The sequence below is a fragment of the Amycolatopsis umgeniensis genome (assembly GCF_014205155.1).
In the GTDB taxonomy this organism is placed as follows: Bacteria; Actinomycetota; Actinomycetes; order Mycobacteriales; family Pseudonocardiaceae; genus Amycolatopsis; species Amycolatopsis umgeniensis.
In genome coordinates, this window is record NZ_JACHMX010000001.1 from 5,558,714 (window position 1) to 5,572,461 (window position 13,748).

The 13,748-nt window shown below is 68.8% G+C and carries 15 protein-coding genes; 10 read left to right on the forward strand and 5 right to left on the reverse strand.

Annotated elements, in window-relative coordinates; translation table 11 throughout:
- Positions 1-103: 103 nt before the first annotated feature.
- From HDA45_RS26505 to HDA45_RS26525, 5 genes are all read left to right on the forward strand, one after another.
- On the forward strand, positions 104-967 hold the full coding sequence (locus HDA45_RS26505) for a PHP domain-containing protein (RefSeq protein ID WP_184899713.1): 864 nt from the start codon (positions 104-106) through the stop codon (positions 965-967).
- The gene (locus tag HDA45_RS26510) at positions 964-1,593 is read left to right on the forward strand and encodes a MarC family protein (RefSeq protein ID WP_184899715.1); all 630 of its coding nucleotides are present in this window, start codon (positions 964-966) and stop codon (positions 1,591-1,593) included. The genes HDA45_RS26505 and HDA45_RS26510 overlap by 4 nt, the downstream gene beginning before the upstream one ends.
- A 204-nt stretch (positions 1,594-1,797) precedes the next feature.
- Positions 1,798-2,658 (forward strand): RecB family exonuclease, encoded by an 861-nt coding sequence (locus HDA45_RS26515; protein WP_184899717.1) that lies wholly within the window; start codon positions 1,798-1,800, stop codon positions 2,656-2,658.
- A gap of 34 nt (positions 2,659-2,692) precedes the next feature.
- Positions 2,693-3,037 carry a hypothetical protein gene (locus HDA45_RS26520; RefSeq protein WP_184899719.1) on the forward strand — a complete coding sequence of 115 codons (345 nt, stop codon included), beginning with the start codon at positions 2,693-2,695 and terminating at the stop codon, positions 3,035-3,037.
- Between the two features lie 114 nt (positions 3,038-3,151).
- Complete coding sequence (locus tag HDA45_RS26525) at positions 3,152-3,796, forward strand: hypothetical protein (protein WP_184899721.1); 645 nt, start codon at positions 3,152-3,154, stop codon at positions 3,794-3,796.
- A gap of 40 nt (positions 3,797-3,836) precedes the next feature.
- On the opposite strand, the gene HDA45_RS26530 is transcribed toward HDA45_RS26525, so the two are convergent.
- Both HDA45_RS26530 and HDA45_RS26535 read right to left on the reverse strand, forming a co-directional pair.
- On the reverse strand, positions 3,837-5,231 hold the full coding sequence (locus tag HDA45_RS26530) for an Rv3212 family protein (protein ID WP_184899723.1): 1,395 nt from the start codon (positions 5,229-5,231) through the stop codon (positions 3,837-3,839).
- 35 nt (positions 5,232-5,266) lie between these two features.
- Positions 5,267-6,862 (reverse strand): DEAD/DEAH box helicase, encoded by a 1,596-nt coding sequence (locus HDA45_RS26535; RefSeq protein WP_184899725.1) that lies wholly within the window; start codon positions 6,860-6,862, stop codon positions 5,267-5,269.
- 462 nt (positions 6,863-7,324) lie between these two features.
- Here HDA45_RS26535 and HDA45_RS26540 point away from each other — a divergent pair, with 462 nt between their 5' ends.
- The 3 genes from HDA45_RS26540 to HDA45_RS26550 all read left to right on the forward strand — a co-directional run bounded on the left by HDA45_RS26540 (position 7,325) and on the right by HDA45_RS26550 (position 9,664).
- On the forward strand, positions 7,325-7,978 hold the full coding sequence (locus HDA45_RS26540) for a ferritin-like fold-containing protein (protein WP_184899727.1): 654 nt from the start codon (positions 7,325-7,327) through the stop codon (positions 7,976-7,978).
- Positions 7,979-8,038: 60 nt separating this feature from the next.
- Positions 8,039-8,269 carry a DUF3107 domain-containing protein gene (locus tag HDA45_RS26545; RefSeq protein ID WP_005167610.1) on the forward strand — a complete coding sequence of 77 codons (231 nt, stop codon included), beginning with the start codon at positions 8,039-8,041 and terminating at the stop codon, positions 8,267-8,269.
- 114 nt (positions 8,270-8,383) lie between these two features.
- Positions 8,384-9,664 carry a heparan-alpha-glucosaminide N-acetyltransferase domain-containing protein gene (locus HDA45_RS26550; RefSeq protein WP_184899729.1) on the forward strand — a complete coding sequence of 427 codons (1,281 nt, stop codon included), beginning with the start codon at positions 8,384-8,386 and terminating at the stop codon, positions 9,662-9,664.
- Between the two features lie 348 nt (positions 9,665-10,012).
- Here HDA45_RS26550 and HDA45_RS26555 read toward each other — a convergent pair whose 3' ends face one another.
- Both HDA45_RS26555 and HDA45_RS26560 read right to left on the reverse strand, forming a co-directional pair.
- Complete coding sequence (locus HDA45_RS26555; RefSeq protein ID WP_016331491.1) at positions 10,013-10,339, reverse strand: DUF4873 domain-containing protein; 327 nt, start codon at positions 10,337-10,339, stop codon at positions 10,013-10,015.
- Positions 10,336-11,115 (reverse strand): TetR/AcrR family transcriptional regulator, encoded by a 780-nt coding sequence (locus HDA45_RS26560; RefSeq protein ID WP_181777028.1) that lies wholly within the window; start codon positions 11,113-11,115, stop codon positions 10,336-10,338. Before HDA45_RS26560 ends, HDA45_RS26555 begins: the two co-directional genes overlap by 4 nt.
- A 50-nt stretch (positions 11,116-11,165) precedes the next feature.
- On the opposite strand from HDA45_RS26560, the gene HDA45_RS26565 reads away from it, so the two are divergent.
- Together HDA45_RS26565 and HDA45_RS26570 are read left to right on the forward strand one after the other, a co-directional pair.
- A complete protein-coding gene (locus tag HDA45_RS26565; protein ID WP_184899731.1) occupies positions 11,166-12,074 on the forward strand; it encodes an AurF N-oxygenase family protein in 909 nt (302 codons plus the stop codon).
- Entirely contained in the window at positions 12,071-12,994 is a 924-nt protein-coding gene (locus HDA45_RS26570; protein WP_184899733.1) for an alpha/beta fold hydrolase, read from the forward strand. The genes HDA45_RS26565 and HDA45_RS26570 overlap by 4 nt, the downstream gene beginning before the upstream one ends.
- A 68-nt stretch (positions 12,995-13,062) precedes the next feature.
- Here the strand turns inward: HDA45_RS26570 and HDA45_RS26575 are convergent, their stop codons facing one another.
- Entirely contained in the window at positions 13,063-13,599 is a 537-nt protein-coding gene (locus HDA45_RS26575; RefSeq protein WP_184899741.1) for a carboxymuconolactone decarboxylase family protein, read from the reverse strand.
- Between the last annotated feature and the right edge of the window lie 149 nt (positions 13,600-13,748).

Here is a 13,748-nt window from a genome sequence, read left to right on the forward strand (position 1 = left end):
CAGGGGCGCGATGGCAGGGCGCCGTCGTCGTCAGCTGCAACGCAGGTCACCCGGCCGCGCCCTGGCAGCGCGGCTCTGAACAGCGCGATAGACAATACAGTCGATGCGCATCGACCTGCACGCCCACTCCACCGCCTCCGACGGTACCGACAGCCCTGCCGGGCTGGTCGCCGCCGCCGCGAAGGCGGGCCTCGACGTAGTCGCGATCACCGATCACGACACCACGGCCGGCTGGGCCCCGGCCGCCGAGGCACTCCCGCCGGGGCTCTCCCTGGTGCCCGGCGCCGAGCTGTCCACGATCTCCGTCGATCCGGTGACCGGGCGGCACGTCAGCGTCCACCTGCTCGCCTACCTCTTCGACCCGGAGTCGCCGGCGCTCGTCGCCGAGCAGACCAGGCTGCGGTCGGAGCGACGGTGGCGGCTGCGCGTGATGGCCGAGCGGATGGCCGCCGACGGCCTGCCGGTCGATCCCGACGAGATCATGTCGCTGCTGCCGGAGGACGGTTCGGCCGGACGGCCGCATCTCGCGCAGGCCTTGGTGCGCGCCGGAGTCGTCGCGTCGGTGAACGAGGCCTTCGGGAGCTACCTCGGCAACGGCAGCGGGTACTTCGTGGCGCGGCAGGACACGCTCGTCGAGGACGCGATCGACATGATCGCCGACGCGGGCGGGGTCACCGTCATCGCGCATCCCTTCGCCTACACGCGCGGCGCGACCATCACCGTCGACGTGCTCGCCGGGCTGGCCGCGCACGGGCTCACCGGCGTCGAGGTCGACCACCCGAACCACGACGAGGAGACCCGCGTCCGGTTGCACGGGCTGGCGGGGGAGCTGGGCCTCGTGCGCACCGGGTCGAGCGACTACCACGGCACGAACAAGACCATCGATCTCGGCGACGAGACCACCGACCCGCTCGCGCTCGAAGAGCTCGTCGCGCGGTCGACCGGGTACGAGGTCGTGACCCGGTGACGATCACGGACTTCTTCGACGCGCGCCTGTTCATGAGCGCGACGATCACGCTGATCGTCATCATGGACCCACCCGGCACGGTGCCGGTGTTCCTGAGCCTGACCGGCCGCAAACCGGTGGCTTTCCGCGCCAAGGCCGCGCGGCAGGCGGTGCTCGTCTCGCTGCTGGTGATCTCGCTGTTCGCCGTCGCGGGGCAGGCGATCCTGTCGTACCTCGGCATCGGGATCCCGGCGTTGCAGGGCGCGGGCGGGCTGTTGCTGCTGCTCATCGCGTTGCAGCTGCTGACCGGGAAGACCGGCGGCGAGTCCGAGGCGGCGGGCGACGACGTCAACGTCGCGCTCGTGCCGCTCGGGACGCCGCTGCTCGCCGGACCCGGCGCGATCGCCGCGACCATCGTCTTCGTGCGGCAGGCCGATGGGCACGTCGGCGCGTACGTGGCTCTCGCGCTTTCGATCGTGACGGTGCACTTCGTGCTGTACCTGTGCATGCGGTACTCGGGCGTGGTCATCCGGCTGATCAAGGAAAGCGGGATCACGCTGCTGGCGAAGATCGCCGGTCTGCTGCTGGCCGCGATCGCGGTCGAGCTGGTGGCGAACTCGGTGAAGGGCTTCATCGTCGGGAACTGACCGGGCGGGGGGCTGAAGGGGCCCTTCCCCTCATGCCACGCGACGAAAGCTCCTTCACCGCGTCGGATGCGGGTATGGGCCCCTTCAGCCCCCTGCCCCGGCACCTGACCGCCGGGCGATAGCAAAGGTCCCTTGCTCTCTTCGGCGGGGATGCCCTCGAAAAGTGTCGGTGGGGGTGCGTAGCGTTGCGGGCGGGGTGATCCGATGGAGCAGATTGGTTTCGACTTCGGCGTCGAGGCGCCGCGCAAGCTGACGAAGGTCTCGCCCGCGCGCCTCGCGACGTTCGAAGACTGCCCGCGCCGCTACCGCATGTCGTATCTCGACCGCCCGTCCCCGACACGCACCGGGGCATGGGCGCACAGCACGCTCGGCGCGGTGGTGCACAACGCTTTGCGGGCGTTGTTCGACCTGCCGGTGATCAAACGCGTGCCGCAGCGGGCGATGGCGCTCGTCGCCGAACACTGGAAGGACGCCGGGTTCGAAGACTCCGACCAGGCCGCCCGGTATCGCGCCCGCGCCAAGGGATGGGTGGCGGAGTACGTCGAGCACAACGACGTCAGCGTCGATCCGGTCGGGCTGGAGCGGTGGGTTTCGGCGCCCGTCACGCTCGAGCCGGGCAGCGGGCCCAGCCTCATCATCGAGGGCCGCGCCGACCGCATCGACCAGCGCGGCCGGGAACTGGTGATCATCGACTACAAGACCGGCCGTCGAGAGCCGGACGAGTACGAGGCGCGCTCTTCGCAGGCCTTGGCGCTGTACGCGGTCGCGGCGGCCAGGACGCTGCGGACGCCGTGCTACCAGGTCGAGCTGCACCACGTGCCCACCGGCACGATCGCGGCCGCCGAGCACACCGAGCAGAGCCTCAAACGGCATCTCCAACGCGCCGACGAGACCGCCGGGGACCTGCGGCTGGCAACGGATACCCTGAATGCCGGCGGCGACGAGGACGTCCTCTTCCCGGCGCGCCCGGGCCGCCGCTGCTCATGGTGCGACTTCCGGCCCAGCTGCGCGGCCGGCCAGGAGGCAGGCCCCGCGTCTCAGCCGTGGGAGCTGCTGGCGCCCTAGATTCTCGAAACCCGACGATTGGACAGGCGAGGACGTGTCGTCACCGGACACCGAAGAGCTCGCGACCACGCCGCTGCCCGTGGGCACGGACGAGGCCAAGACGCCCGCACGAGGCCGGTTCTGGCGCGGGCTGACCGGTTCGCTCGCGGCCGGGATGGTCGTGCTCGCGGTGTGCGTCCTCGCGATCGCCGGGATCTGCCTGTTCACCGGATCCCCCGGGCCGGGGCCGCTGCTGCTGATCGGGCATCCGGTCGCGGCGGTCGTCGCCTTGCTGGCGCAACGGGTCGCCGATGGCCGTAATGGCCGCGTCGCGGGCTTCGCGGGTCTCGGCGTCGTGGTGAGCGTGACGGCCGCGTTGAGCCTGTTCTGGTGGAACTGACGGCAGGAAACTGCCATCCGCCAGGAAAACGGATCCGGCACGGCGAAACTTTGAACTCACTGGGCGCGTCGTAGACGAACACGCCGCCGCACAGCGAGGACGAAGGGCACCGTTATGACCTACCCACCCCAGCCAGGACAGCCCCAGTACGGCCATGACGGGCAGCAGTACCCGGAACAGCAGTACCAGCAGGGCGGTTACGACCAGAGCGGCGCGTACCCGCAGCAGCAGTACTCCCAACAGCACCACGGCTACGGCCAGCAGCAGCCCTATGGCCAGAACCAGCAGTACGGGCAGGGCTTCGGTGGGCCGCCCGCGCCACCGAAGAACAGCAAGACCGGTCTGCTGGTGGGCATCGCCGCCGGTGTCGTGGTGCTGGTGACGCTGGGTGTCACCGGGTTCGTCGCTCCCGGGTTCTTCCTCGGCGATGACAAGGCCGACAAAGCGAAAGGCCCCGAAGCGACCGCGCAGGCGATCGTCGACGGCATCAACGCCCACGACCGGACAGCGTTGACGGCGATCAAGTGCGGGAACGCGGAAAAGGACGTCGAACAGGCCATCGAGCGAGTCAGCGACGTCTCGAACGCCACGCTCGGCGGGGTCACGAAGGTCTCCGAGACCGAGTACAACGTGGACGTCACGCTGAGCGTGGAAGGGCGAAGCCGCACCGCCACCGGCACACTGTCCGGCGAGACGGGCAACTGGTGCTGGAAGGAAATCGGCCGCCTGCGTAGTGCCAAGACCTCGACGACGCGATGACGCCGGGCGATAGCAAGGGACCTTTGCTATCGCCTGGCGGTCACTTGAGGGCGGCCAGCGTGGGACCGCGCTGCTCCAGCAGCACCGGCCCGACCGAAGCGAGCTGCACCGGGCCGTTGTAGCCGCGCCTGTCGACGCCGACCGTGCGGATCGTGGTGCCTGTCAGCTCGTCGAGTACGGCTAGCCCGCCCTGGATCGGCACGACCAGCTGCTCCCCGAAGGTCACGCCGGGGCCGACAGAGCTGTTCAGCGTCCAGCGCGGTGTGAGGTCGTCTCGCGAGAACGCCATGGTCTTCGAGCCGCTGAACCAGTAGACGCCCTGCGCGGTCCACGCGATCGTCATGACGCCGCCCACCGGATCCTGTGCGATGTCCGCGGCGGGCACGTCGAGCGGGTACGCGGACTTCTGCACGCCGTCGCCGCCGTAGATGACCAGCAGTTTCTGTTCGGGCAGCACGATCAGTGCGAGATCGCCGGACATCGCGACGACTTTCGCGTTCTTCCCGGCGAGCACGGTGCTGTAGTCGACCTTGGGGTCGTCGGCTTCGTCGTTGCTCGCGCGGTAGACGGTGAAGCGGTCGGCCGGGTCGCCGGGGCAGCGTTCGATCACGCCGATCTTGCCCGCCGCGGCGGCCACCGTGCCGTAGGTGCAGCCCGTCCTCGGCTGCTTGTTCGCGTTCACCATGGCGGGGACCTGGCCGTACTCCATGCTCTTGACCAGGTCGTCTCGCCACGTGTTGAGCAGCTTCTTGCCTGTCGTGGTGATGTGCGAACCATCGACGACCAGCCGGGTGCCGAGTTCGGCGTCGCCGTTGCGCTGCGCGGTGCGGCGTCCGGTCCCCGTGTCGAGCTGGGTGACCTCGCTGCAGCCGGTTTCCTTGCGGTACACCGCGTCCACCTTGATCCCGGCGAGCGCGACGGTGCACAGCTCGAGATCACGCGAGTAACGCCACCGGACGTCGCCGGTGTACGGGTCTCGGCCGAGCACTTCGCCCTTGTCGGCGGTGACGACGCTGTTGGCCTCACCGATCGGGACGGGCGTCGACGAACTCGGCGCCTGCCACAGTTCGGTCAGGGAGCCGGGTACCTCCGACGGCGCGGGCGGGAGCCCGGGCGGCAGGGTGGCGGCGACCTGCGCGACCGTCGCCGCGTTGTCGCTGTTCACGCCGAGGACGACGCCGGTGACCGCGACGACCACCACGATCGCCGCGGCGAGCACACGATCCCGTGTGCGGTTCCACGGCGAGCGCCGGGCGCGTTTCCCGCCCAGCGGTGGCTCGGTGGCCTCCGGCTGGACGGGTTGGGCGTCCAGCACGTCTTCGGTGCCGATCGTGGCCGAGGTTTCCGGCTCACTGCCGTTCGTCGTCTGTTCGGGATCGACGGGCACGGGCCGCGCCGGATCGTTCTCCGGCGCGGCGTCCCAGCGTTCGCTCACGTGCCCCTAGCTCCCCACGTCCGCAGTATGAAAGCTCAGTCTGCCGACGCAGGTGTATCAGAAGTCGCCGAGGGACGGCGACGGCGGCGTCGGCGAGCCGGACGCTCGGCGCTGTCGCCTGCCTCCTTCTCGACCGCGGGACCGCTGGCCTCCGGGCTCGGCTTCGCGGCGCTACGGCTGCGGCGGCGTGTGCGGGTGCGGCCGTCCGACGAGCTTTCGCCCTCGGTGCCTTCCGCGGCAGCCGCGGCGGCGTCCGCCGCCTCGATCTTGGCGGCCGACTCGGCTCCACCGCGGGTCCGCTTGCGCGGCGTGCGGTTGCGCTTGCGGGGGGCCTCTTCGTCCTTGTCCTTCGCCGGGCCCTGGCCACGACCCCGGCGCTTGCCGCCCAGGTCTTCCTCGACCTCGGCCGAAAGCCCGGCGCGGGTCCGCTTCGACAGCGGGAGACGCCCGGTGGTGCCCTCGGGGATGCCGAGGTCGGAGAACAGGTGCTTCGACGACGAGTACGTCTCGGCGGGCTCGGGCATGTCCAGCCCGAGGATGTCCGAGATCATCTTCCAGCGCGGCTCCTCGTCCCAGTCGACGAGGGTGATCGCGACACCGGTGCGCCCGGCGCGGCCGGTGCGGCCGATCCGGTGGACGTAGGTCTTTTCGTCCTCCGGCGTCTGGTAGTTGATCACGTGCGTGACGTCGTCGATGTCGATACCGCGGGCGGCGACATCGGTGGCGACCAGCACGTCGACCTTGCCGGAGCGGAACGCGCGCAGCGCCTGCTCGCGGGCGCCCTGGCCGAGGTCACCGTGCACGGCGGCGGCGGCGAAGCCACGCTCGACGAGCTCGTCGGCGACCTTCTGCGCGGTGCGCTTGGTGCGGGTGAAGATCATCGTCAGGCCGCGGCCCTCGGCCTGCAGCGCGCGGGCGATCAGCTCGGGCTTGTCCATCGAGTGCGCCCGGTAGACGAACTGGGTGGTGCGCTCGTGGATCGCGCCGGCGTCGTTCTCCTCGGCGCGGATATGCGTCGGCTGGGTCAGGAACGTGCGGGCCAGCGTGATGATCGGGCCCGGCATGGTCGCCGAGAACAGCATCGTCTGCCGCTTGTCCGGGACCATCCGCAGGATGCGCTCGATGTCGGGCAGGAAGCCCAGGTCGAGCATCTCGTCGGCCTCGTCCAGCACCAGGCCGCGGACCTTGCCCAGCACCAGGTGCTTCTGCTCGGCCAGGTCCAGCAGGCGGCCGGGCGTGCCGATGACGACGTCGACGCCGTTGCGGAGCGCCGCGATCTGCGGCTCGTACGGACGCCCGCCGTAGATGGCCAGCGTGCGGATGCCGAGGTGCTTGCCCGCGCCCTTGAGGTCGTTCGCGACCTGGATGCACAGCTCACGGGTCGGCACGACGACCAGCACCTGCGGGGTGCCGTCGCCCGGGACCTCGACGCGGTGCAGCAGCGGGACGCCGAAGCCCAGCGTCTTGCCCATACCCGTGCGGGCCTGGCCGATCAGGTCGTCGCCGGCCATGGCCAGCGGCAGCGTCAGCGCCTGGATGGCGAAGGTGCGCTCGATCCCGGCCTCGCCGAGGGCCTTCACGATCTCCGGCTTGACGCCGAAGGAAGCGAAAGTAGGGGATTCGGGCTCCACCGGCGCGCCCGCCTGCAGCGGGTGCGACGTGTCGAGCGCGGCCGGGCCTGTCTCGCTGTGCTCCAGCGCGACGGCCTCCGGGACGCTCGTGGTGGTGTTCTCTTCGGTGGTGATTTCGTTCGTGGTCAGGGTGCTCGCCTCTCTCGTGACCAGCGCGCACTGCCCTGGTCACCGATCGACACTCGACCACGAAAATTCGCTCGGCTCCGCGCTACTGGCGCTGAAGCGGCCCTTCGTGGGAATGCCGCAGGATGGCGTGCACGCACATCATTCTTTGTGCTGACCGGTGCCGCGCCGACTGTCCTTCAGCCGCAGCAGCGCTCCGGTCCGGACGGAAGATCCGTCGTTTCCGGCCGCCAGTGTACCTGGTCTGCGCTTTTGGGGAAGTCCCCGGCGCGCCGACCAGGGTGGGATCGGTCTCTTCACGACGTCGGAGGTGTGTTCGGCGATACCCTCATCGCCGTGACGGAGGCAAAGCAGATCAGTGAAGGCGTAGTCGATTTGCTCGGCGTACTCGCCTATGGGGAATTGTCCGCATTCGATCGTATGGCCGAGGACGCGCGCACCGCGCCGACGCTGTCCGGCCGGGCCGCGCTGGCCTCCATGGCGGCCGCCGAGATCGGGCACTACGACCTGCTCACCAAGCACCTCGCGGGGCACGGCGTCGCGATCGAAGACGCGATGCGGCCGTTCGTCGGGCACATCGACGCGTGGCACGCCTCCACGGCGCCGCGGTCGTGGCTCGAGTCCCTGGTGAAGGCGTACGTCGGCGACGGGCTCGCGGCGGACCTCTACCGCGAGATGGCCAGCTGGCTCGACCTCGAGACCAAGGATCTGGTGCTCACCGTGCTCGCCGACACGGGACATTCGGCGTTCGCCGAACGCGAAGTCGCGGCCGGGATCGTGGCCGATCCGAAGGCGCGGGACAAGCTCGCGCTGTGGGGCCGCCGTCTGCTGGGCGAGGCGTTGACGCAGGCCCAGTACGTGGTCGCCGAGCGGGACGGGCTGGCCGAGCTGATCGTCGAAGGGTCGGGCGACCTCTCGGGAATCGCCGCGCTGTTCCGCCGGTTGCAGCAGGGGCACACCAAGCGCATGCAGGTGCTGGGGCTCGGCTGAGGTCTCTTCGGCTAGCCTTGACGAACCAGTAATTCACGAACTTTCAAGCGGAGGTCCCACGTGGAGGTCAAGATCGGCATCAAGGACACGCCGCGAGAGCTCGTGGTGTCCAGCAGCCAGTCACCCGACGAGGTCGAGGAACTGGTCGCGAACGCCTTGAGGGCCGGCGACGGGATCTTCCGCCTCGACGACGAAAAGGGCCGCAAGTACATCGTGCCCACCGACCGGATCGCCTACGTCGAGATCGCGCCGTCGGATGTTCGCAAGGTCGGCTTCGCTGTTGGTGGCTAACCCGATCGGGTTGTAGTCGGATGTCACAGTGGCGTCACCGCTGCGTCTCAGCCAGCTCTCAGATTTGATCGTCACGCTATGGCGGGGACGGCAGGGGGCTAGCCGAGAAATGAGGTGGACGGCGTCACTGTGATGGACCGCGCGCTGGTCGACGGCGCGCGCACTGTTCCCGGACAAGGCAAACGGGCCGCGGGGCGGCTGACCGGTATCGACGTCGCCCGCGGCCTGGCCGTACTCGGCATGTACGCGGTGCATGTCGGCCCCGATCCCGCCAAAGGCGGCGTCGGGGTGCTGTTCAAACCGTTCGAAGGCCATTCCGCGGCGCTGTTCGCGGTGCTGGCCGGAGTCTCGATCGCACTGATGTCCGGCGGGCGCCGCCCGAAACTGGGCCGCGACCGGACCCGTGTCGCGCTGAAGCTGGCGACCCGCGCACCGCTTCTGGTGGTGCTGGGGCTGTGGCTGACCAGCCTCGAGACCGGCTACATGGTGATCCTGGCCTACTACGGGGCCTGTTTCCTCTTCGCGATCCCGTGGCTGCGCGCGAGCGCGAAGACCCTGGCGATCGCCGCGGTCGCCGTCGCCGTGGCCGCCCCGCTGTTCTCTCACCTGGTCAGGGCCCAGCTGCTGCCCCGCGACCTCCTGTTCTTCGCACCGGACCTGACCGCGGACGACGTCACGTCGACGGGGCTGCTCAAGGCCGCGACAGTCCTCGTCCTGACCGGGACCTTCCCCGCGTTGACGCTGATGGCGTACGTGTTCGCCGGGATGTCCCTCGGTCGGATGGACCTGACCTCGCGCAGTGTGTGCCGACGGCTGTTCTTCGGCGGGTCGGCGCTCGCGGTGGGTGGGTACGTCGTGTCCTGGATCGCGACCGGACCGCTCGGCGGCATGCAGGCCGTGTACCGCTCACTGGAACCGGCCGCCGCGCAGATGGGGATGTCGCCACCGGAGTTCTTCCGGCTGCACCAGACCTGGATCCACGGCACGCCGCCGACCACCAGCTGGGCCTGGGAGCTGCTGCCGACAGGGACCTCGTACACGCCGTTCGACCTGCTGATCTCGATCGGGATCGCGGCCGCGGTGATCGGTGGCTGCCAGCTGCTGATGCCGAGGTTCGAGCGCGTGCTGCGGCCGCTTTCGGATCTGGGCGGGCGGGTGCTGAGCGCGTACGTGCTGCATTTCGTGGCGATCGCGCTGCTGTGGGACGAGAGCGACGGCGATTCGATCTTCAGCGTGCTGCACTTCGTCGAGTTCTCGGTGGTCGCGCTGACCGCCGCGGTGCTGTGGCGGAAGTTCATCGGGCGCGGGCCGCTGGAATGGGCGATGAACAAGCTGTCGAGCTGGCCGAAATACCTGTTCGACGCCGCTCGGGTGCCCGCTCAACGGCGCGGCTGAGCTGCAAGGCACCGAAGCGGTACCTGTGCTTACCCGCCTGTTGTACGTGAAGGCCCCCTTCCTTGCGCCAGGCGCAAGGAAGGGGGCCTTCACGCGCTCCTGGGGTGGCGGCGCGTTGCGAAAGCCACTTTCGCAACGCTCAAGGTTGCGAAAGTGGCTTTCGCAACCTGTGCTGGCGTGCTGAGCTGCGAAAAGAGAGCAAGGGACCTTTGCTCACGTTAGTTAGCGCACTAACTAACGTGAGCAAAGGTCCCTTGCTGTCGCGGGGCGGCCGCAAGTCCGTGAAGGCCTCCTTGAGGGACTCAGGGTCCCTCAAGGAGGCCTTCACGGACTTTGGAGGAGCGGGCGTCAGGCGTTGAGCTCGTTCAGCTCTTCGAGGCTGGTCGGCACGTGGAACGGCGGCGTGCTGGTGCCCATGATGCGGTAGCGGTCCCACGGGTCCGGGTCGGAGAGTTCGCCCTTCGCGCTGTACTCGCCCGCGCGGATCTCGACGGCGGTCTTCTTGCCACCGGCGGCTGCGGACACCTGCTCGTTGGTCGCCACACGCCCGTACCAGCGGTAGTACCCGTCGATGGGCTGGAAATAGCCCCGCAGGTCGACCGTGGTCGCGATTTCGGTCCCGTCGATCACGAGGACCGCTTCGCCGGCGTAGCCGTCTTCGTCGTGTTCGCTCATTGCCCCTCCACCTGCTTTTCCTCGGTCTTCCGCATCTGGACGACCTTGTTCTCTTCGAGCGGCAGATTCGGGTCGATGACGATGCCCTGCTGCCGGGAGAGGCCGTCGATCGCGGCCCAGATGATCTGCGTCAGGTACTCGACGACGCTGTCGCGGCCCATCGAGCGCCTGTCCAGCCACCATTCGCCGGTGCTCTGGACCATGCCGACGATGCCGTGCGCCCACGGTTCCGCGGCGCCGGAGTCCATGTTGAACATCCGCATGTAGTCGCCGAGCAGCGCGGTGAGCGCGGTGGCGATCAGTTCCTTGTCCTCGGCGACGACGTCCGATTTGACGAGCACCTTCTCCTGCAGGCCGCCGCGGGCGAGCAAGCGGTACAGGTTGGGGTGCTCCTCGATGACGCTGAAGAACGCGTCGAGCGCCATCCGGATCCGGGGGACCGGGGCCAGTTCGGAGTTGATCGCCGGGATCAGCCGCTGGAAGAGGATCTCCGTGCCGCGCTGCCCGAGCGCGACGTACAGATCGGCCTTGTCGTCGAAGTGCCTGTACAGCACGGGTTTCGTGACGCCCGCTTCGGCGGCGACGTCCTCCATGCCGAGGTCCGGTCCGTGCGTGTCGAGCGCGCGCAGGGCGGCCTCGACGAATTCCGCGCGGCGCGCGATCCGGTGCTTGCGCCAGCGGTCGCGACGAGCGTCGCCCGTGTCGGCCTCACCCGCCGTGGGGTGCTTGCTCGACTGCTTGCTGTTGCGCTTGACACGTTCGATCACCCAAGTCATGCTACCAGAGGTAACTGTTACCGCGAGTTACAGATAGGGGTGTGTCGGCAATGACGCGGGCGCTGAAGGAAACAGACCGGGAGAAGACGGCCGAGCGGCTGCTCAAGTCCTCCGCAAACAAGTTCTACGACCCCGACGTCGACATCGACTGGAACGCTCCTCTCGTGGACGGGAAGCGCTACATCCCCGCCCACCGTTCCTCGCTCTACGGCACCGAACTGTGGGACTCACTGTCCGAAGAGCAGCGCATCGAGCTCGGCAAACACGAGGTCGCGAGTGTCGCCACGACCGGGCTGTGGTTCGAGATCCTCCTGATGCAGATGCTGCTCAAGGAGGTCTACGACGAAGACCCGACCAGTTCGCACGCGCAGTACGCGCTGACCGAGATCGCGGACGAATGCCGTCACTCGACGATGTTCGCGCGGATGGCGTCGCGGATCGGCTGCCCGTCCTACGGCCCCGTGCCGTGGTTGCGACGCCTGGCGAAACTGATGCCGTCGATCAGCTACGGCCCCGCGCGCTACGGCGCGATCCTCGTCGCCGAAGAGGTCCTCGACCGGCTTCAGCGCGAGCAGATGAACGACCCGGACATCCAGCCGCTGGTGCGCATGGTCAACCGGATCCACGTGCTCGAAGAAGCCCGGCACGTCACCTTCGCCCGCGAAGAGGTCACTCGCGGGATGGCGAAGCTGACGAAGAAGGAAATCGTCTACCAGCAGTTCATCATCGCGCTCATTTCGTACTTCGTGACGCGGGCCTTCATCAACCCGAACGTCTACAAGGCCGTCGGCATCCGGCCGCGTGACGGCGTCGAGGCCGCGCTGAACAACCCGAACTGGCAGGGAAGCGTCCAGTGGGCGGGCGAGAAGATCATGCCGTTCCTGCAGGAATCCGGTCTGATCGGCAAACCCGGTATGTACTTCTGGCGCAAGTCCTTCCTGCTGCCGGGGAAGCGATGAGGAGCGTCAAGCAGCGCGGCGCCGTCTCCTGGGATCCGTCGCGGGAACACCGGTTCGTGACCGCCGACGGCACCGCCCTGCACGTCGAGACGAGCGGCCCCGCCGACTCCGAACTCACGCTGGTGCTCGTGCACGGCTGGACACAGGACCACCGGACCTGGGACAGCGTGGTGGCCCGGCTCGGCGATTCCGGCCGGATCCTGCGCTACGACCTGCGCGGGCACGGCGGTTCCGCACCGGCGAAACCGGGGACGGCCACGATCCAGACCCTCGCCGACGATCTCGCCGAATTGATCGAAGACCGCGTCCCGGACGGTCCGATCGTGCTGGCGGGGCACTCCATGGGCGGCATGACGATCATGGAACTGTCCCGCAGCCACCCCGAACTCGTGGCCCGGCGCGTCGCCGGGGTCGCGTTCGTCGCCACGTCGTCCGGTGAGATGGACCGGATCACCCTCGGCTTGCCGGGGATCGCGGGCAGCGGCGCGGCGAGGTTCGAACGCCGGCTCGCGAAGCTGCTCGCGAAGAACCGCCGGGACGCCTTGCCGTTGCCGCTGTCGGTGGTGCGCCCGGGTGCGCGCCTGCTCGTCTTCGGACGGCGGCCGCAGCGGGCGGACCTGGACTCGGTCGCCGAACAGTTGTTGTGTGCGCATCCGGCGAGCGTCGCGGGATTCCAGGACGCGATTTCGCGGCACGACTGCCGTGTCACGCTCGCCGCGTTGTCGGGGAAACCGGTGATCGTGCTTTCGGGGGAGCGGGACAGGCTGTGCCCGACGACGCACGCCAAGGTCATCGCCGACGCGCTGCCGGAGGCCGAATTCGTGCGTTACCCCGGCGCGGGGCACATGCTCCCGCAGGAACGGGCGCAAGAGGTCTCGGCCCGCATCGCGGCACTCGTCCGCCGAGCCGCGCGGGTCTGAGGAGAGAGCAGGGGACCTTTGCTATCGCTCTCGGTGGGGCAAGCGGTAGCAAAGGTCCCTTGCTCTTTTCAGAGGCGGGTGTAGCCCTCCTCGAGAAGGCGGATCCCCGTGTCCTGATAGGCGTCCTGGTCGTCCGGGGCGGGGGTCCCGAGCCCGTCGACATAGCGGTTGAACAGGCAGAAGGCGGCCGCGATCAGCACCGTGTCGTGGATTTCGAGGTCCGTCGCGTCCTCCGCGCGGGCGGCCGCGATCAGGTCTTCGCTCACGGACTTCCCGCCCTCGCGGACAGCGAGCGCGACGTGCAGGAGCGCCTTCATCTTCGCCGACACGGGAGCGCCGTCGACGTCTTTCCATGCCGCCTCGACGACAGACAGACCGCCTTCGAGCGCTTCGGCGGCGACGGCGGCGTGACTGCGTGAGCAGAACGTGCAGTCGTTGCCGCGTGAGACGACCGCGCCGATCAGCTCGCGCTCGCCCACACTCAGGCTGCTCGGGCCGCGAAGCAGGACCTCGGCGAGTTGTCCGAGCGGTGCCGCCGTCTCCGGCCGGTAGGCGAACAGGGCGGTGATACCAGGCAGGTTCTCGTCGAGCGCGATGTGGGGCATGGGGCACTCCTCGCGGATCGGCAACGCGGTCGCTCGATTCATAGTCGAAATCCGGGCCGCCATGGTGCCGCTGGACGGACCCCAGCAAGAACGAAGGCATCGTGCGCCCGACTGTCGGAAGATCCGTGCCAGGTGGGCTAACGTGATCT

Bases quoted from the DNA above. Each gene is read 5' to 3' on its own strand.
- HDA45_RS26505 (WP_184899713.1), top strand. From the start codon at position 104: ATGCGCATCGACCTGCACGCCCACTCCACCGCCTCCGACGGTACCGAC.
- HDA45_RS26515 (WP_184899717.1), top strand. From the start codon at position 1,798: ATGGAGCAGATTGGTTTCGACTTCGGCGTCGAGGCGCCGCGCAAGCTG.
- HDA45_RS26525 (WP_184899721.1), top strand. From the start codon at position 3,152: ATGACCTACCCACCCCAGCCAGGACAGCCCCAGTACGGCCATGACGGG.
- HDA45_RS26555 (WP_016331491.1), bottom strand. From the start codon at position 10,339: ATGAGCGAACACGACGAAGACGGCTACGCCGGCGAAGCGGTCCTCGTG.
- HDA45_RS26560 (WP_181777028.1), bottom strand. From the start codon at position 11,115: ATGACTTGGGTGATCGAACGTGTCAAGCGCAACAGCAAGCAGTCGAGC.
- HDA45_RS26565 (WP_184899731.1), top strand. From the start codon at position 11,166: ATGACGCGGGCGCTGAAGGAAACAGACCGGGAGAAGACGGCCGAGCGG.
- HDA45_RS26570 (WP_184899733.1), top strand. From the start codon at position 12,071: ATGAGGAGCGTCAAGCAGCGCGGCGCCGTCTCCTGGGATCCGTCGCGG.
- HDA45_RS26575 (WP_184899741.1), bottom strand. From the start codon at position 13,599: ATGCCCCACATCGCGCTCGACGAGAACCTGCCTGGTATCACCGCCCTG.